This window comes from Kitasatospora sp. NPDC088391 (assembly GCF_044753345.1).
GTDB lineage: Bacteria > Actinomycetota > Actinomycetes > Streptomycetales > Streptomycetaceae > Kitasatospora.
The window spans coordinates 73,897-89,215 of sequence record NZ_JBIVNB010000019.1 but is presented as its reverse complement, the minus strand read 5'-3'; the positions used below and the strand labels follow the sequence as shown (position 1 = coordinate 89,215).

The following is a 15,319-nucleotide window of genomic DNA, read 5'->3' as shown; positions in this document are numbered from 1 at the left end:
TCGGGCGGTCGGTGACGGGGTGTGACGCGGGGGGTGTGGGGTTGCCGGTCGGGGCCGGTGGGGCCGGGGCCGGTCAGTGGGGCAGGGCGGCCGCGGCGCGTTCGACGAGGGTCTCCGGGGAGGCGTCGACGTCCAGCACGGTGCCGTTCTCGTCGGCCTGGAGCGGTTCGAGGGTGGCGTACTGGGAGTCCAGCAGGGACGGCGGCATGAAGTGGCCGGTGCGGTGCGCGAGGCGGTCGCCGACCAGGTCGTGGGTGCCGCTCAGGTGCAGGAACCAGGCGTCGGGGCAGTTCGCGCGCAGCACGTCGCGGTAGCGGCGCTTGAGCGCGGAGCAGGTGACCACTCCCCCGGTGCCGGCGGCGGACCGTTCGCCGAGCCAGCTGCCGAGGGCGTGCAGCCAGGGCTGCCGGTCCTCGTCGTCCAGCGGGACGCCGGAGCGCATCTTGGCGATGTTGGCGGCGGGGTGGAAGTCGTCGGCCTCGGCGTAGGGAAGGCCGAGGCGTTCGGCGAGCAGTCGGGCGACGGTGGTCTTCCCGACTCCGGAGACGCCCATCACCACGATGACGGGCGGCTGCTGGTTCTCGGCGCTGAGAGCCATGGGTGGTGCTCCTGTCCTTGCCCGCGTACGCGACGACGCCTGCTTGCGTCGCAACCTTGACTCAAAGGTATGACTTATTCAAGCGAGTGAAACCTAATCGTCATACTTTTTATGCCCGCAGACCCTGGGGGGCGACGGCGGGCAGGCGCCGTCTGCCCGCCGGGGACGCCGATAAGCTGTGCGAATGGAGATCCAGGGTCTGCCCGGCCGCCTGCTTGCCGCTCTCGGTCCGGCGATCGCCTCCGGGGAGCTTCCCGAGGGGACGGTGCTGCGCGCCGAGGAGCTGGAGGAGCAGCACGGGGTGTCGCGGACCGTGGTGCGGGAGGCGGTCCGCATCCTGGAGTCGATGCGCCTGGTCGAGCCGCGCCGCCGGGTCGGGATCACCGTGCGGCCGCAGCGCGACTGGGACGTCTTCGACCCGCTGGTGATCCGCTGGCGGCTGGCCGGGGCGGGCCGCTCCGCGCAGCTGCGTTCGCTCGGCTCGCTGCGGGTCGCGGTGGAGCCCGCCGCCGCGGCGCTCGCGGCCCGGCACGCCAGCGACGACGACCGGCGCGAACTCGCCGCCCTCGCCGTGGAGTTGACCGTCACCGCGCGGGCCGCGGACCTGGAGTCCTTCCTCGACCACGACATCGCCTTCCACGCCGCGGTGCTGCGCGCCTCCGGCAATGAGATGTTCGCCCACCTGAAGGACACCGTGGGCGCCGTCCTGACCGGCCGCACCGAGCACCGGCTGATGCCGCACCGGCCGCGCGAGTACGCGGTGCGGCTGCACCGCGAGGTGGCCGACGCGATCTGCGCGGGCGACCCGGAGGCCGCCGAGCGGGCGATGCGGACCATCGTGGTCGGCGCGCTGGAGGAGCTGGACGCCACCCTGCCGGACTGACCCGGCGTCACCGCGCCCGTCCTTCTGGCCGGGTGGGCCCTCTTGCGCGCCGGAATACGATCCTGGACGGGGCCGGGGCTCCGTCCGCCCGACACGCCCGCCGCGGGTGGATTGCCGGGGCCGGCCGCATGGCCCGGGCCGTTCGGGGGCAGGTCCGGGGAGGACGGGCGGGCGCGGGGCCGACAGGGGGTGCGCGGTGGGGTTTCGTCGACGCGGTCGACTGCCGGACGAGGTGCGGGGTGCCGCGGTCCGGGCCGGGCTGGCGTTCGCGTTCACGGTGGTGGCGTTCGTGGTCGCGCTGCTCGCCTCCTGGGCGCACACCGATCTGCTCACCCCGGCGCTGGCGCTGATGGCGCTCGGCGTCTTCCTGACCGCGTGGTGCCTGATCGACGTGGTGGTCTCCCGGCAGGTCGCCGCCTCCCGCCGCCGCTCCCCCAACTCGGCCGGGCCGCTGGACGGTTCGCGCGAGCAGCGGCAGCGGACGCACCGGTGATCCGGCCGACGGCCGGTCAGTCCTGCTGGTAGCGGCCCGGGGTGGTGCCGAAGGCGTGCCGGAACGCCTCGATGAAGGCGCTCGGCGAGCGGAAGCCGCAGGCGGCGCCAGTGGCGGTGACGGAGCGCCCCTCGGCGAGCAGCACCAGGGCGTGCTGGAGCCGGAGTTGGGTGCGCCACTGCGGAAAGCCGAGCCCGAGTTCGCGGTGGAAGAGCCGGCTCAGGGTCCGTTCGGCGGCGCCGACGGCGCGGCCGAGTTCGGCGAGCGGGCGGTCGTCGGCCGGGTCGGCGGTGAGCAGGGCCGCGAGGTCGCGCAGCCGGGGATCGGTGGGCTGCGGCAGGCCGAGCGGGAGTTCGGGGGCGTGCGCGAGCTGGTCCAGGGCGGCCTGTTCGAGGGTGTGGGCGGGCCGTCCGGTGGGGGCGTCGGGCCCGGTGAGGTGGGCGACGATCTCGCGCAGCAGCGGGGTGACGGCGAGCACGGCGGGTCCGTCCAGCCGCAGCGGGTTGGTCTCGGCCGGGAACACCAGGCAGCGCAACTCGCTGGGCCCGTGGGCCTGTTGGGCGTGCGGCAGGCCAGCGGGCAGCCAGACCGCGCGGTGCGGCGGGACGACCCACTGTCCGCGCGGGGTGCTGACCTTCAGGACGCCGCGGCCGGGGCTGATCAGCTGGTTGACCTCGTGCCAGTGCCACTCGATCCGCTCCCGGTGGGCGAGCGGGTGGCGGCTGGGGCCGGTCTGCTGGAGGTGCGCCGGGGGGTCGGCAGCGGGGGCAGGGGCGGGGGCAGGGGCAGGGGCGGGGGCAGGGGCGGGGGCAGGGGTGCCGAGGGCTTCGGCGGGGCGCTGGGCAGGTTGGCGGGTTCGCAGCATGGGTTGGCAGAGTATCGGAAGTCCGCACGGGGGTGCGGGGGCCAGGCTGGCGGTATGACGAGCGGAACGGCCGGCGTGTGGCGCCGGATGCGGATGTGGGGTGCGGCGCATGCCGTCGACGACCTGTACCAGGGGCTGGTGCCCGCGGTGGTGCCGTACTTCGTCCTCGAACGCGGCTACGGGTACGTGGCGGCGGGCGGGTTGACGCTGGCGGCGACGTTGGGCAGCGCGGTGCCGCAGCCGTTGGTCGGGGTGCTGGTGGACCGCCGTCCGCTGCCCTGGCTGGCGGCGGCCGGGCTGGCGCTGGCGGGTCTCGGGGCGGGGCTGAGCGGGCTGGCGGACGGGTACGCGGCGGTGTGGGTGCTGGTGCTGCTCTCCGGGCTCGGGGTGGCCGCGTTCCATCCGGCGGCGGGGCGGGCGGCCCGGGAGGCGGCCGGGGACTCGGCGGGCGCGATGAGCGTGTTCGCGGCGGGCGGCAGCGTCGGGTTCTTCCTGGCCCCGGTGCTGGCCACGCCGCTGCTGGCCGCCTGGGGCGTGCGGGCGACGGCGGTGTTCGTGCTGCCCGCGCTGGTGATGGCGGCGGTGCTGTTCCGGGCCCGGCACCGGACGTACGCGCACGCCGGGGGCGGGGCGCGGCGCGCCGGGCGGGACCGGTGGGGGCCGTTCGCGCTGCTGACGGGCGTCGAGGTCGTCCGCTCGGTGGTGTTCTTCGGGGTCAGCACCTTCGTCGAGCTGTACTGGCTCCGGGAGTTGCACGCCTCGCACCTGCTGGCGGGGGCGGCGCTGACCTGCTTCCTGTTCGGCGGGGTGGCGGGGACGCTGGGCGGGGGCCGGCTGGCGGACCGGATCGGGATGGTGCGCACCGCGCGGTGGGGCACCGCGCTGACCGTTCCGGCGCTGGTGCTGCTGCGGGTGACGCCGGGCCAGTGGGCGCCGCTGCTGTTCGCGGTGCTGGCGGGCGCGACGCTGAACCTGCCGTTCGCGGTGCTGGTGAAGCTGGGCCAGGACTACCTGCCGACCCGGCCCGGCACCGCGGCCGGGGTCACCCTGGGCCTGGCGGTGTCGGTGGGCGGGCTGCTGGCGCCGCTGTTCGGGCTGGTCGCCCAACAGCACGGCCCGCAGGGCGTGTTGACGATCCTGCCGGCGGTGCCGCTGCTGGGCGTGCTGCTGGGGGCGTTCATGGTCGAGCCGTCCCGGTGGGCGTCGGAGGAGGCGGAGCGACCGGATCGGCCGGAGCGGGCGGAGTCGGCGGGGGCGCGCTGACGCGGCGGCGCGGTGCACGACCGGGACACAGCGGGACACAGCCGGGGCCCGGCACGGGGTTTCCGTGCCGGGCCCCGGCCGTGCGGGCAGGGTGCGGTCAGCCGCGGGGGCCGACGGCGAAGCCGTACTGGGCGGGCCAGTTGCGGGGGACGCCGAGTTCGCGGGCGGCGTGCAGGGGCCAGTACGGGTCGCGGAGGAGTTCGCGGCCGAGCATGACGGCGTCGGCGCGGCCCTCGGCGACGATCGCCTCGGCCTGGTCGGCGTCGGTGATCGAGCCGACGGCGTTGACCGGGAGGCCGCTCTCGCGGCGGATCTGCTCGGCGAACGGCACCTGGTAGCCGGGGCCGCCGGTGATCTTGGCGTGCGGGACGTTGCCGCCGGTGGAGACGTCGATCAGGTCGACGCCGACGGCCTGGAGCTCCTTGGCGAGCAGGACGCTCTCCTCGACCGTCCAGCTGGGCTCGTCCGGGAGCCAGTCGGTGGCCGAGACCCGGAACAGGACCGGCAGGTCGGCGGGCCAGACGGCCCGGACGGCGGTGGCGATCTCGCGGGCGAGGCGGCTGCGGCCGGCGAAGTCGCCGCCGTAGCCGTCGGTGCGGTGATTGGAGACCGGGGAGAGGAACTCGTGGACGAGGTAGCCGTGGGCGCCGTGCACCTCGACCACCTGGAACCCGGCGGCCAGGGCGCGGCGGGCGGCGGCGGCGAAGTCCTCGACCACGGAGGCGATCTGATCCTCCGTCAGTTCGGCGGGGACCTGGTGGTCGGCGCTGAAGGCCAGCGGGGAGGGGCCGACGGGCTGCCAGGCCCCCTGGGCCGCGGTGAGCGGGGCGCCGCCGGCGCCGGGCTTGTCGGTGGCGGCCTTGCGGCCGGCGTGGGCGAGCTGGATCGCGGGGACGGCGCCGTGCTGGGAGATCAGCGCGGCGACCCGGGCCAGGCCCTCCTGCTGGCGGTCGTTCCAGAGGCCGAGGTCCCACGGGGAGATCCGACCCTCGGGGTTGACGCCGGTGGCCTCGACCATGACGAGACCGGCGCCGCCGGCGGCGCGGGAGCCGAGGTGGGCGAGGTGGAAGTCGGTGGCGACGCCCGTCTCGGGGCCCTCGGCGGCGGCCGAGTACATGCACATCGGGCTGAGCCAGATCCGGTTGGGGATGGTCAGCGAGCGGAGGGTGAGGGGCTCGAACAGGGCGCTCACGGCTTCCTGCCCTTCCTGTCTGAGGACGCTGGGGCTCTTTCGCTTCGTACGATATCCACCGTACTACGAGAACTGTCAAACTACGAGAGATCTCGTACCATGAGGGCATGGCCATCGACCAGGACTGCCCCGGGCTGCTGCCCGAGCCCGCCACCGCCGAGCTGGAGCTCGTCCGGGTGCTGCACGCGCTGGCCGATCCGATCCGGCTGCGGATCGTCGCCGACCTGGCGGCGGTGGGCGGCGTGGAGCTGAACTGCCTGTCCTTCGACCTGCCGATCACCAAGTCGACGATGACGCACCACTTCCGGGTCCTGCGCGAGGCCGGGCTGATCCGGCAGCACCGGCGCGGCACCTCGAAGATGAACACGCTGCGCGCGGCCGATCTGGCCGAGCGCTTCCCCGGGCTGCTGGAGTCCGTGCTGGCCGCCGTTCCGGCGGTCCCGGCCGACTGACCTCCCCCTCGCGGAAGGAGGTTCGGCGGCAGGCGCGGAGTCGGTCCGGACGGATCTGACGTGGCGTCAGGGCTCCGACGCTCCAGCGACCTTGATGGTGGCGACCGTTCGCCGCAGGGCGGGGCAACCGGTGCGCCACAGTGCGCGCCATCCGTCACGGCAGTCCCGCGGGCGATCTTGCCTGACACGGTCATGCCTGGTCACGCGCCCTTCACCGGAGTTGCCCCAGCGTTCATCCGGGGTGGTCATTTGGTCTATACCAATCGGGTAATCTACCGGCGACAGGTGTCAGTATCCGGCCGTGGGGGGCCCATATGACTGCCAATCACCTTCCGTCACCGCCATCCGATCAGGAGCTCTACTGGTACTTCGGACCTCAGCGCCGCTGGGTCCCGCTGCTCTCCGCGCTCGCCTTCGTGCTCAGCGCCGTCACGATGTTCAGCTTCTCGCTGCAGACCCCGGCCCTCTGGCCGTTCCTCGCCGTCCTCGGCGTCAACCTGGTCGCCCTCGCGCTGACCTGCCTGAACGGGCTGCGCCGCCGCCGTTTCACCCGGGCCGGGCACGAACTGCTCGCCGCCGCCTGGCAGCCCGCCGACCCGCCGTCCGTCGACCTCTACCTGCCGACCTGCGGCGAACCGCTCGACATCCTGGAGAACGCCTACCGCGCGGTCGCCCTGATGGAGCACCGCGGCAGCCTGGACGTCTGGATCCTCGACGACGCGGACCGTCCCGAAGTCGCCTCGCTCGCAGCCGAGTTCGGCTACCACTACGTGGTCCGCCCGAACCGCGGCGAGTTCAAGAAGGCCGGCAACCTCAACCACGCGCTCACCCTGAGCAGCGCCGAGTACATCGCCATCCTGGACGCCGACTTCGCGCCCCGCGCCGACCTGCTGCGCCACCTGCTGCCGTACTTCGGCGACCCGAAGGTCGGCATCGTGCAGAGCCCGCAGTGCTTCGACACGCACGCCGAGATGGGCTGGGTGCAGCGCGCCGCCGGCTCCGCCCAGGAGTGGTTCTTCCGCTGGGTCCAGCCCAGCCGGGACGCCTCCGACGCGGCGATCTGCTGCGGCTCCAACGCCGTCTACCGGCGCACCGCGATCGACGCCGCCGGCGGCTTCGCCCGGCTCGACCACAGCGAGGACATGTACACCGGACTGGCCCTGCACCAGCAGGGGTTCACCACCCGGTACGTGCCCGTGCTGGTCGCCAAGGGCACCTCGCCGGACTCCACCACCAGCTTCGTCAACCAGCAGTACCGCTGGACGATGGGCAACCTGCACCTGATCGGCGACCGGCCCACCCGCAAGGCGATGACCTGGCGGATGCGCCGCTGCTTCGACGAGGGCATCGTCGGCTACCTGGCCGCCGCCGTGAACGTGCTGACCGCGCCGCTGCCGCCGCTGGTCATGCTGTTCGCCTACCCCGGCGAGGTCCGCGCCTGGTACGTGCTGCCGATGCTGTCGCTGCTGTGGATCTGGCACGTCCTGCTGCCCCGGGTCAGCCGCACCCGCTGGCGCTCGGAAGTCCTGCGCGCCAACGTGCTGATGAGCTTCGCCGCCGCCACCGCCTACTGGCACACCCTGCGCGGCCGCAGCGCCGCCTGGGTGCCCACCGGCGTCGCCAAGCCCGGCCGCTCCGGCGGCATGGCCCGCAAGGTCCTGCTGGTCTCGATGGTCTGGACGGCCGGCACGCTCGCCGCCACCGCCCTCGGCATCGCCGTCGCCACCGCCCTGTACGGCTGGCACACCACCTGGGGCCTCGGCCTGTACCTGGCCGTGCAGCTGCACCTCGGCGTCCCGCTGGTCCGCGACCTGTACGCCGAACTGCGGCCGCGCGCCGCCGAATCCGTCACCGCGGCCGTCTCCGACTCCGGGGCCCGCCCCGCGATGCGTCCCCGGCGCTGGCCCGAGGCCCTCGCCGTCACGAGCACGCTCGCCCTGGTCGCCCTGCTCGCCTCCGGCTGGGCGGCCCCGATGCTGCCCTGGCTGGGCTGAAAGGTCCCGCTCCCGTGTCCACCAGTACCGCCCCGCTCACCGTCGTCCTGCAACGGACGCCCCAACAACCCGCCGAACGGCCGAGGTTCCGGCCCGACATCGAGGGCCTGCGGGCCGTCGCCGTGCTCGCCGTCCTCGCCTTCCACGCGGCCGTCCCCGGCTTCGCCGGCGGCTTCGTCGGCGTCGACGTCTTCTTCGTCATCTCCGGCTACCTGATCACCGGCCTGCTGCGCACCGAGACCGCGAACAACGGGCGCGTCCGGCTCGGCGAGTTCTACTCCCGCCGGGCCCGCCGACTGCTGCCCTCCGCCGCCGTCGTGCTCGCCGTCGTCGCCGTGCTCGGCGCGCTGCTCACCGCGCCGCTGCGCCGGGCCGACCTGGAGCGCGACGTGCTCGCCTCCGCGCTGTCCGTCGCCAACTGGCGCTTCATCGCCGAACAGACCGACTACCTGGCGGCCGGCCGCGACCCCAGCGCGCTGCTGCACTTCTGGTCGCTGGCCGTCGAGGAGCAGTTCTACCTGCTCTGGGCGCCGCTGCTGGCGCTCGCCGCCCGCTGGGCCTGGCGCCGCCGCACCCTGCTCGGCCTGACCCTGCTGCTCGGCGCCGGCTCCTTCTGGCTCTCCTTGCACTGGAGCGCCGGCGCCTACCTCTCCACCCCCACCCGGGCCTGGCAGTTCGCCGCCGGCGCGGTGATCGCCCTGCTGCCGGTCCACCGCATACCCAGGCTGGCGAGGGAGTTGCTGGGGATCGGCGGCATGGCGGCGGTGCTCGCCTGCGTGCTGCTGTACGACGGCCGCACCCCCTACCCCGGCACCGCCGCACTGGTCCCCACCCTGGGCACCGCCGCGATCGTGCTGGCCGGTGAACAGCACCTGGTGGGACGGGCGTTGTCGCTCCGCGCGCCGCGCGCGATCGGCCGGCTCTCCTACAACCTGTACCTCTGGCACTGGCCGGTGCTGGTCCTCGCCGAGGCCCACTGGGGCACCCTGCACTGGGGCGTCAAGGTCGCGCTGACCGCGGCCGCCGCGCTGCCCGCGCTGGCCGCTCTGCGCTGGCTGGAGCAGCCGCTGCGGCGCAGCGTGGTGCTCGGCGAGATCCCGCGCCGCGGCCTGTCGCTGGGCCTGACCGCCGTGGTGTTCCCGGTGCTGCTGGCGCTGGTCGTCGGCGCCGGGACCATCCGCAACCTCGGCCCGGCCACTCCCCCGGACCCGGCCGGCCTGCCGCCCGGCGCCCGGGACGGTCACAGCCTGCTGGCTGCCGCGCCCGCCGCGCACACCCCGACCGTGCCCAACCCCGTGCAGGCCCGGCAGGACTTCCCGCCGGACGGCGCGTGCGAGGTCGACCCCGCCGACACCGTCAGCCCGCCGTGCCGCTTCGGCTCCGGCGAGGACCGGATCGTGCTGCTCGGCGACTCGCACGCCGGACAGTGGTTCTCCGCCGTCCTCGGCATCGCCGCCCAGCACCGCCTGAGCGTCGAGGAACTCGTCAAGCAGGGCTGCCCGCTGCCCGAACTCCAGGTTGTGAACCCGCAGTTGGGCCGTACCTACCACGAGTGCGACACCTGGCGGGCGAACGCGCTGGCCCGGCTCACGGCCGGTCCGAAGCCGAAGCTGATCCTGGTCTCCACGCTCAACCGGTACACCGCCGACCGGGCGGCGCTGCTCCGCGGCTGGGAGCAGACCCTGGCCCCGCTGCGGGAGTTGGGCGTCCCGATCGTCTACCTGCAGGACACCCCGATCCCCGGCCGGGACGTCCCGGTCTGCGTCTCCGGGCACCCCGACTCCACCGCCGCCTGCGACTTCCCGCGCGGCGAGGGACTGTACGCCGACCCGCTGGCCGAGGAGATCGCCGCCGGGAAGTTCCCCGGCGTCCGCTCGATCGAGGTCAACTCGGTGCTCTGCCCCGGCGACGGGCGGACCTGCCCGGCCGTCCTGGAGCACGTCCTGCTGTACCGGGACGACTCGCACCTGACCAACGCCGCGGCCGTGGTGCTCACCGCCCGGCTGGACCAACTGCTCACCGACGCGGGCGTGTTCGGCACCGGCGGCTGGACCACGCTGCTGCACGACGAGTTCGACGGACCGGCCGGCTCCCGGCCCGACGCCGCCACCTGGCAGTACGACCTGGGTACCTGCTACCCCGGCTGCCCGGCCGCGCAGTGGGGCACCGGCGAGATCGAGACGATGACCGACTCGGCCGCCAACGTCCGCCTGGACGGGCGGGGTTCGCTGGAGATCGTGCCGACCCGGGACGCGGCGGGCCGCTGGTCCTCCGGCCGGATCGAGTCCCGGCGCGCCGACCTGGCCGCCCCCGCGGGCGGCGTCCTGCGGGTGGAGGCGAAGCTGGCGCTGCCCGACGTGCACGGGGCGGCGGCCGCCGGGTACTGGCCCGCGTTCTGGGCGCTCGGCGGGAAGCTCCGCGACGGGTACACCGGCTGGCCCGGCGTCGGCGAGCTCGACGTGCTCGAATCGGTCGGCGCCCGGGGCGTGTTCGGCACCATGCACTGCGGCACCACCCCCGGCGGCCCCTGCCAGGAGCCGAACGGGCTCGGCTCCGGCGAGCAGCCCTGCGCCGACTGCTGGGGCACCTCGCACACCTACACCGTGGAGATCGACCGCTCCAGCAGCCCCGAGCAGGTCCGCTGGCTGCGCGACGGCCGGGAGTACTTCAAGGTGACCGCCGACCGGGTCGACCCGGCGGCCTGGGACCAGGCCGTGCACCACGGGATCTTCCTGATCCTGAACGTCGCCGTCGGCGGCAACCTGCCCGCCGCGTACGGCAGTTCGCCGACCGCGGCGACGGAGCCCGGCCACCCGATGAAGGTCGAGTCGGTGACCGTGTCGACGAGGGGCTGACACACCGTCGGACGCCGACGGCCCCCGCCCGGGCGCACCGGGACGGGGGCCGTCGGCGTTCCGGCTACTCCTGCTCGGCCGCGGGCCCGGCGACGGCCTCCGGGCGGCGGAACATCCGGGTCGCGGTGATCTCGCCGTGGACGGTGGGGCCGTCCGGGTCCTGGGGGGACGGGAGGCCGGGGCGGAGGTGTTCCTCGACGGAGATGTACTTGAGGCCGGCCCGGAGGTCGGCGTCGTTGCGCAGGCGGATGACGAGCGGGAACTCGGCGAGTGCGGTGGTGTCGAACAGGCCGGTGGTGTAGATGAGTTGGACGCCGAGGGCGTCGGCGACGGCGCGCTGGAGCTCCAGCAGGTAGGTGGCGTTGGCGCGGCCGATCGGGTTGTCGAGGAAGAGCGTGCCGGCGTGCCGCAGCTGGGACTGGCCGCGGTCGTTGGCGCGCAGCGCGGCCATCGTGCAGTAGAGCGCGATGGCGGCGGTGAGCAGCTGGCCGCCGGAGAAGACGTCCGACATCTGGCCGACCGAGACGCGTTCGGCGCGCAGCACCGCGTCCGGCTTGAGGATCTCGACCGAGACGCCCTTGGGGCCGAGCGCGGCGGCGACGCCGCGCAGCAGCAGGGACATGCCGTCGCGGCGCAGGTCGGAGTTCTTCCTGACGGCGGAGCGGGTGGCCTCGTCGATGACCTCGCCGAGGCGTTCGACCAGGACGGCGTGGTCGGGGTCGTCGAAGCGGATGCGCAGGAACTCCTGGCCCGACCACTCGCCCAGGCCCTCGGGGAGCCGGGACAGCCGCTGGGCGGCGCGCAGCGTGGTGAGGGAGGTCTCGACCAGGCCGCGCAGCCGGTCGACGATGGAGGAGCGGTTGCGTTCCAGCTGGGCGAGTTCGTCGGTGAGGACGCGCAGCCGGGGGGCGAACGCGGCGGCCCAGGCGGCGGCGTGGTCGGGCAGCGCGGCGGCGGGCAGTTCGCGGATCTGCTGCCGGGCGGGGGTGCGGACGGCCTCGTAGCGGGCCGCGTTGGCGTGCCGGACGAGGGCGTCGGCGGTGTCCCGGACGGTGAGTTCGGCGCCGGTGAGTTCGGTGGCGGCGGTGCGCATGGCGCGGCGGGTGTCGGTGACGGCGGCGCGGGCGGCGGCGAGTCCGCCGAGGTAGGTGTCGGCGGCCTGGTCGCCCTCCTCGCCGGTGTCGCGGAGCGTCTCGCGGAGCTGGCCGGCGAGTTCCTCGAAGTCGGTGGCGGCGGCCTGGGCCTGGTCCAGGGTGCGCTGCAGGTCACCGTGCTCGGTGCGGGCGGTGTCGACGCGTTCGCGGCGTTCGGCGAGCAGGGCGGTGGCGGTGCGCAGCAGGGCCTGGGCGTGTCCGGGGTCGGCGGGGAGCAGGTCCTCGGGGAGTTCGGTGTGGGCCTCGCCGGCGGCGGGGGCGGAGCGTTCGGCGTCGCCGCGCAGGCGGCCGACCTCCTCGGAGGCGGCGTCGGAGCGGGCCTCGATGAGGGCGACGAGTTCCTCGGCGCGGGCGGCGGCGGCCTGCCGGGCGGGGCCGTCGGCGCCGTCGGGGCTGGTGAGCAGTTCCTCGGCGCGGGCCTTGACCTTGTTGCTGAGGCGCTGGAGTTCGGTGGCGGCGGCGGTCTCGTCGCTCTCGGCGCGGGCCTGTTCGGCGCGCAGGTCGGCACCGACGCCGACCTTCTCGTAGAGCTGGGCGGCGGCCCGGTACGCCTCGCGCAGGGCGGGCAGCGAGGCGGGGATCGGGCCGTCGGCGGCGGCGGTGTCGACGGCGGCGATCTCGGCGCGTTCGGCGCGCAGGGTGCGGGCGGTGCGGCGGGCGTCGTCGGCGGCGCGCTGGGCGGCGCGGCGGTCCTCGTCGCAGGTGCGGGCGCGTTCGGTGCAGACGGCCTGGCGGCGTTCGCACTCGGCGGCGTCGTCGGCGAGTTCGCGCTGCCGACGGGTCCAGTTGGCGCGTTCGCGGAGCCGGAAGGCGAGGCCGGCCAGGGCGTCGGCGCGGCGGCGGGCGCGCTGGGCGGTCTCCCGGCACTCCTCGTGGCGGGCGGCGGCGGCCTGGTGCTCGGTCTCGGCGTCGGCGTGTTCGGCGCGCAGGGTGGCGAGTTCGGCGGCGGTGGCCTCGGCGTGGTCGGCGGCCGCGGCGGCGGCCTCGGCGAGTTCGGCGAGGGTGCCGGGCGGGCAGCTGGCGTGCCAGGAGGCGAGCCGGGCGGCGAGGGCGCGGTCGCCGCCGAGCCGGGCGGCGAGTTCGCGGATGTGCTCCTCGCGGGCGGTGGCGCGGGTCCGCAGGGCGCGGCGTTCGTCGTCGGCGGCGGTCTCGTTGTGCATGGCCGGGTTCGGCGGCACCAGGAAGAAGGCCGGCGCGCCCTCGATCGGGGCGATCAGGGCGGCGGTGGTGCCGACGGCGACGGTGGAGCGCGGCAGCAGGGCGGCGGCGGCGAGCGCCTCCCGGGCCCGGTCGAGCGAGGCCGGGTCGGTGACGACGACGCCGTCGACGAGTTCGGGGCGGGCGGCGAGGATCGCGTCGTGGTCGGCGGGGTCGACGGACTGGGCGAGGTAGCGCCAGCCGGGGAGGGCGGGGATGCCCTGCTCGCCGAGGTACTCGACGGTGGCGAGGACGTCGGGGCCGGGCGGCAGCAGGCCGCCGTCGCCGAGTGCGGCGAGGATGCGGGAGTCGTCGGCGGCGGCGGTGCGCAGGTCGAACAGGGTGCGTTCGGCGGTGGCCACCGAGCGGTCCAGGAGTTCGCGCAGGTCCTCGGCGCTGGCGTCGAGTTGACGGGGCGTCAGGAATCCTTCGCTCTCCTCGGCGCCGTCCTGGTAGGGCGTCAGGGAGAGCAGTTCGGCGAGCCGGGGTTCGGTGGCGAGCCGGGTGGCGGTGCCCTGTTCGGCGGCCAAGGCACGGTCGGCGGCGGCCCGGGCGTCGGCGGCGCGGGCGGTGGCGAGTTCGGCGCGGGCCTCGGCGGCGGCGGCCTCGCGGACCCGGGCGGCGCTCTGCTCGGCGGCGGCGCGGGCCCGGTCGAGGTCCTCGGCGGCGGCGGTCTCGGCGTCGGCGGCGTGCAGGGCGGCCCGGGCCGGGTCGGGTTCGGCGCCGGAGTCGTCGATCCAGCCGGCCTCGACGGCGGCGGCGGTCTCCTGCTCGACCTCGGTGAGGCGCTGGCGGAGGTGTTCGGCCTCGGAGCGGGCCTTCTGCGCGGCGGTGGCGGCGGCGGTGGCCTCGGCGTGCGCGGTGGCGCCGTCCTCCTGGAGTTCGCCGGCCCGCAGTTCCTCCTGGTCGGCGCGGGTCTCGGCGCTCGCGGCGGCGGATTCGAGGGCGCGGGCGAGGGCGGCGGCGGCCCGGTCGCGGGCGGCGAGGGCCGGGGCGGCGTCGAGTTCGGCCTCCCGGATGGCGGCGGCGACCCGGCCCGCCCGGTCGGCGGCGGCCCGGTGCCGGAGCACCGCCTCGGCGGCCTGCCAGGCGGTGAACTGGGCGCGGGCGTCGGTGAGTTCGCGGCGCAGCCGGCCGGCCTCGGCGGTGGCGGCCTCCAGGCCGAGGGTGGCGTGCCGGTAGGTCAGTTCGGAGACGATCAGCGAGTGCCGGGTGCGGTCGGTCTCGGCGGCGGTGACGGCGCTCGCGGCGGCGGCGACCTCGACGGCCAGGTCGTGGGTGCGGTCGCGTTCGGCGGTGGAGCGGGCGGCGAGCGACAGCGCCAGCCTGCGGGTGCGGCGTTCGGCGGCGCGGTGGCCCTCGCGGACGGTCTCGCGGGCGGCGGTGGCGTCGACGATGCGCTGCAGCAGGTCGACCGAGCCGGCGGTGAAGTCGCGTTCGGCGGTGAGTTCGGCACGGCGGCCGAGCTTGGCGGCGAAGCCGTGCACCAGGTCGGCGAGGCCGTCGGTGTCGCGGGTGTCGGTGACGGCCCGCAGCAGCAGGTCGGTGAAGTCGGCGTCGTCGCGGACCGCGAACAGGCCGGCGGCCTCGCCCTCGTCGGCGTTCATCTCGCGCTGGTAGCGGAAGAGTTCGGGGTCGAGGCCGAGGGCGCCGAGGTGTTCGATCCAGCGGTCGTGGATCTCCTCGAAGGTGACGTCGAGGTGCGGCTGGGCCTTGGCGGCCTCGGTCAGCGCGTCGCGGAAGCCCTTCATGGTGCGGCGGCGGCCGCGGGCCTTGCCGTCGCCGGACAGGCTGGGCCGCTCAGCGACCGGGAGGGCGTCCAGGGTGAGGCCGGGGCCGGGCCGGAAGGAGTACCAGAGTTCGGCGAACTTCCGCGGGTCGGAGGAGACCTGGCGGCCGCGCCACTCGCTGACCTTGCCGACCACGACGAGTTCGCCGGTGACGGTGTGCTGCCACTCCAGGGCGACGTGGCCGCAGTCGTCGGCGAGCAGGAACTTGCGCAGCACGCCGGAGGAGGCGCCGCCGAGGGTGTTGCGGTGGCCGGGCAGCATCACCGAGAAGATCAGCTTGAGCAGGACGGACTTGCCGCCGCCGTTCTCCAGGAACAGCACGCCGGCGGGCGCGGGGCGGCGCTGCGGGCCCTCCGGCTCCTCGCCGAACAGGCCGATCTGCCGGGGCTGCGGCTCGGGCACCGGCTCGCCGACGCCGCGCAGGTCGAGCACCGTGTCGGCGTAGCGCGCGCCCGCCGGTCCGATCGAGTAGAGGCGGACCCGGTTCAGCTCGTACATGTGCGGTGGTTCTCCTGGAGCGGTCAGTGCAGAGGGAGTTGACGGGGCGTCGGGGAGCGGGGTGTCGGAGGGCGGGACGGCGGAG

The 15,319-nt window shown here is 75.3% G+C and carries 10 protein-coding genes; 6 read left to right on the top strand and 4 right to left on the bottom strand.

Annotated elements, in window-relative coordinates:
• Positions 1 to 73 precede the first annotated feature (73 nt).
• Positions 74 to 598 (bottom strand): gluconokinase, encoded by a 525-nt coding sequence (locus ACIQBJ_RS34455; protein WP_400718654.1) that lies wholly within the window; start codon positions 596 to 598, stop codon positions 74 to 76.
• A 184-nt stretch (positions 599 to 782) separates the two neighbouring features.
• Here ACIQBJ_RS34455 and ACIQBJ_RS34450 point away from each other — a divergent pair, with 184 nt between their 5' ends.
• Positions 783 to 1,481 carry a FadR/GntR family transcriptional regulator gene (locus ACIQBJ_RS34450; RefSeq protein ID WP_400718653.1) on the top strand — a complete coding sequence of 233 codons (699 nt, stop codon included), beginning with the start codon at positions 783 to 785 and terminating at the stop codon, positions 1,479 to 1,481.
• Positions 1,482 to 1,677: 196 nt separating this feature from the next.
• Positions 1,678 to 1,974 carry a hypothetical protein gene (locus tag ACIQBJ_RS34445; RefSeq protein ID WP_400718652.1) on the top strand — a complete coding sequence of 99 codons (297 nt, stop codon included), beginning with the start codon at positions 1,678 to 1,680 and terminating at the stop codon, positions 1,972 to 1,974.
• A gap of 16 nt (positions 1,975 to 1,990) precedes the next feature.
• On the opposite strand, the gene ACIQBJ_RS34440 is transcribed toward ACIQBJ_RS34445, so the two are convergent.
• Positions 1,991 to 2,839, bottom strand: coding sequence for an AraC family transcriptional regulator (locus ACIQBJ_RS34440; RefSeq protein WP_400718651.1), 849 nt, complete (start codon positions 2,837 to 2,839; stop codon positions 1,991 to 1,993).
• A gap of 54 nt (positions 2,840 to 2,893) precedes the next feature.
• Between ACIQBJ_RS34440 and ACIQBJ_RS34435 the strand changes: the two genes are divergently transcribed.
• Positions 2,894 to 4,102: an MFS transporter gene (locus ACIQBJ_RS34435; protein WP_400718650.1), complete on the top strand. Its 1,209-nt coding sequence runs from the start codon at positions 2,894 to 2,896 to the stop codon at positions 4,100 to 4,102.
• 97 nt (positions 4,103 to 4,199) lie between these two features.
• Here the strand turns inward: ACIQBJ_RS34435 and ACIQBJ_RS34430 are convergent, their stop codons facing one another.
• The gene (locus ACIQBJ_RS34430; protein ID WP_400718649.1) at positions 4,200 to 5,294 is read right to left on the bottom strand and encodes an NADH:flavin oxidoreductase/NADH oxidase; all 1,095 of its coding nucleotides are present in this window, start codon (positions 5,292 to 5,294) and stop codon (positions 4,200 to 4,202) included.
• A gap of 107 nt (positions 5,295 to 5,401) precedes the next feature.
• On the opposite strand from ACIQBJ_RS34430, the gene ACIQBJ_RS34425 reads away from it, so the two are divergent.
• From ACIQBJ_RS34425 to ACIQBJ_RS34415, 3 genes are all read left to right on the top strand, one after another.
• Entirely contained in the window at positions 5,402 to 5,746 is a 345-nt protein-coding gene (locus tag ACIQBJ_RS34425; protein ID WP_400718648.1) for an ArsR/SmtB family transcription factor, read from the top strand.
• Between the two features lie 314 nt (positions 5,747 to 6,060).
• Positions 6,061 to 7,740 (top strand): glycosyltransferase family 2 protein, encoded by a 1,680-nt coding sequence (locus tag ACIQBJ_RS34420; RefSeq protein WP_400718646.1) that lies wholly within the window; start codon positions 6,061 to 6,063, stop codon positions 7,738 to 7,740.
• Positions 7,741 to 7,754: 14 nt separating this feature from the next.
• On the top strand, positions 7,755 to 10,595 hold the full coding sequence (locus tag ACIQBJ_RS34415; RefSeq protein ID WP_400718644.1) for an acyltransferase family protein: 2,841 nt from the start codon (positions 7,755 to 7,757) through the stop codon (positions 10,593 to 10,595).
• A gap of 64 nt (positions 10,596 to 10,659) precedes the next feature.
• Here ACIQBJ_RS34415 and ACIQBJ_RS34410 read toward each other — a convergent pair whose 3' ends face one another.
• Entirely contained in the window at positions 10,660 to 15,234 is a 4,575-nt protein-coding gene (locus tag ACIQBJ_RS34410; protein ID WP_400718642.1) for a hypothetical protein, read from the bottom strand.
• Positions 15,235 to 15,319: the final 85 nt, after the last annotated feature.

Excerpts from the sequence above, each read along its gene's own strand:
- ACIQBJ_RS34435 (WP_400718650.1), top strand. The coding sequence starts at position 2,894 with ATGACGAGCGGAACGGCCGGCGTGTGGCGCCGGATGCGGATGTGGGGT.
- ACIQBJ_RS34455 (WP_400718654.1), bottom strand. The coding sequence starts at position 598 with ATGGCTCTCAGCGCCGAGAACCAGCAGCCGCCCGTCATCGTGGTGATG.
- ACIQBJ_RS34410 (WP_400718642.1), bottom strand. The coding sequence starts at position 15,234 with ATGTACGAGCTGAACCGGGTCCGCCTCTACTCGATCGGACCGGCGGGC.
- ACIQBJ_RS34420 (WP_400718646.1), top strand. The coding sequence starts at position 6,061 with ATGACTGCCAATCACCTTCCGTCACCGCCATCCGATCAGGAGCTCTAC.
- ACIQBJ_RS34440 (WP_400718651.1), bottom strand. The coding sequence starts at position 2,839 with ATGCTGCGAACCCGCCAACCTGCCCAGCGCCCCGCCGAAGCCCTCGGC.
- ACIQBJ_RS34450 (WP_400718653.1), top strand. The coding sequence starts at position 783 with ATGGAGATCCAGGGTCTGCCCGGCCGCCTGCTTGCCGCTCTCGGTCCG.
- ACIQBJ_RS34425 (WP_400718648.1), top strand. The coding sequence starts at position 5,402 with ATGGCCATCGACCAGGACTGCCCCGGGCTGCTGCCCGAGCCCGCCACC.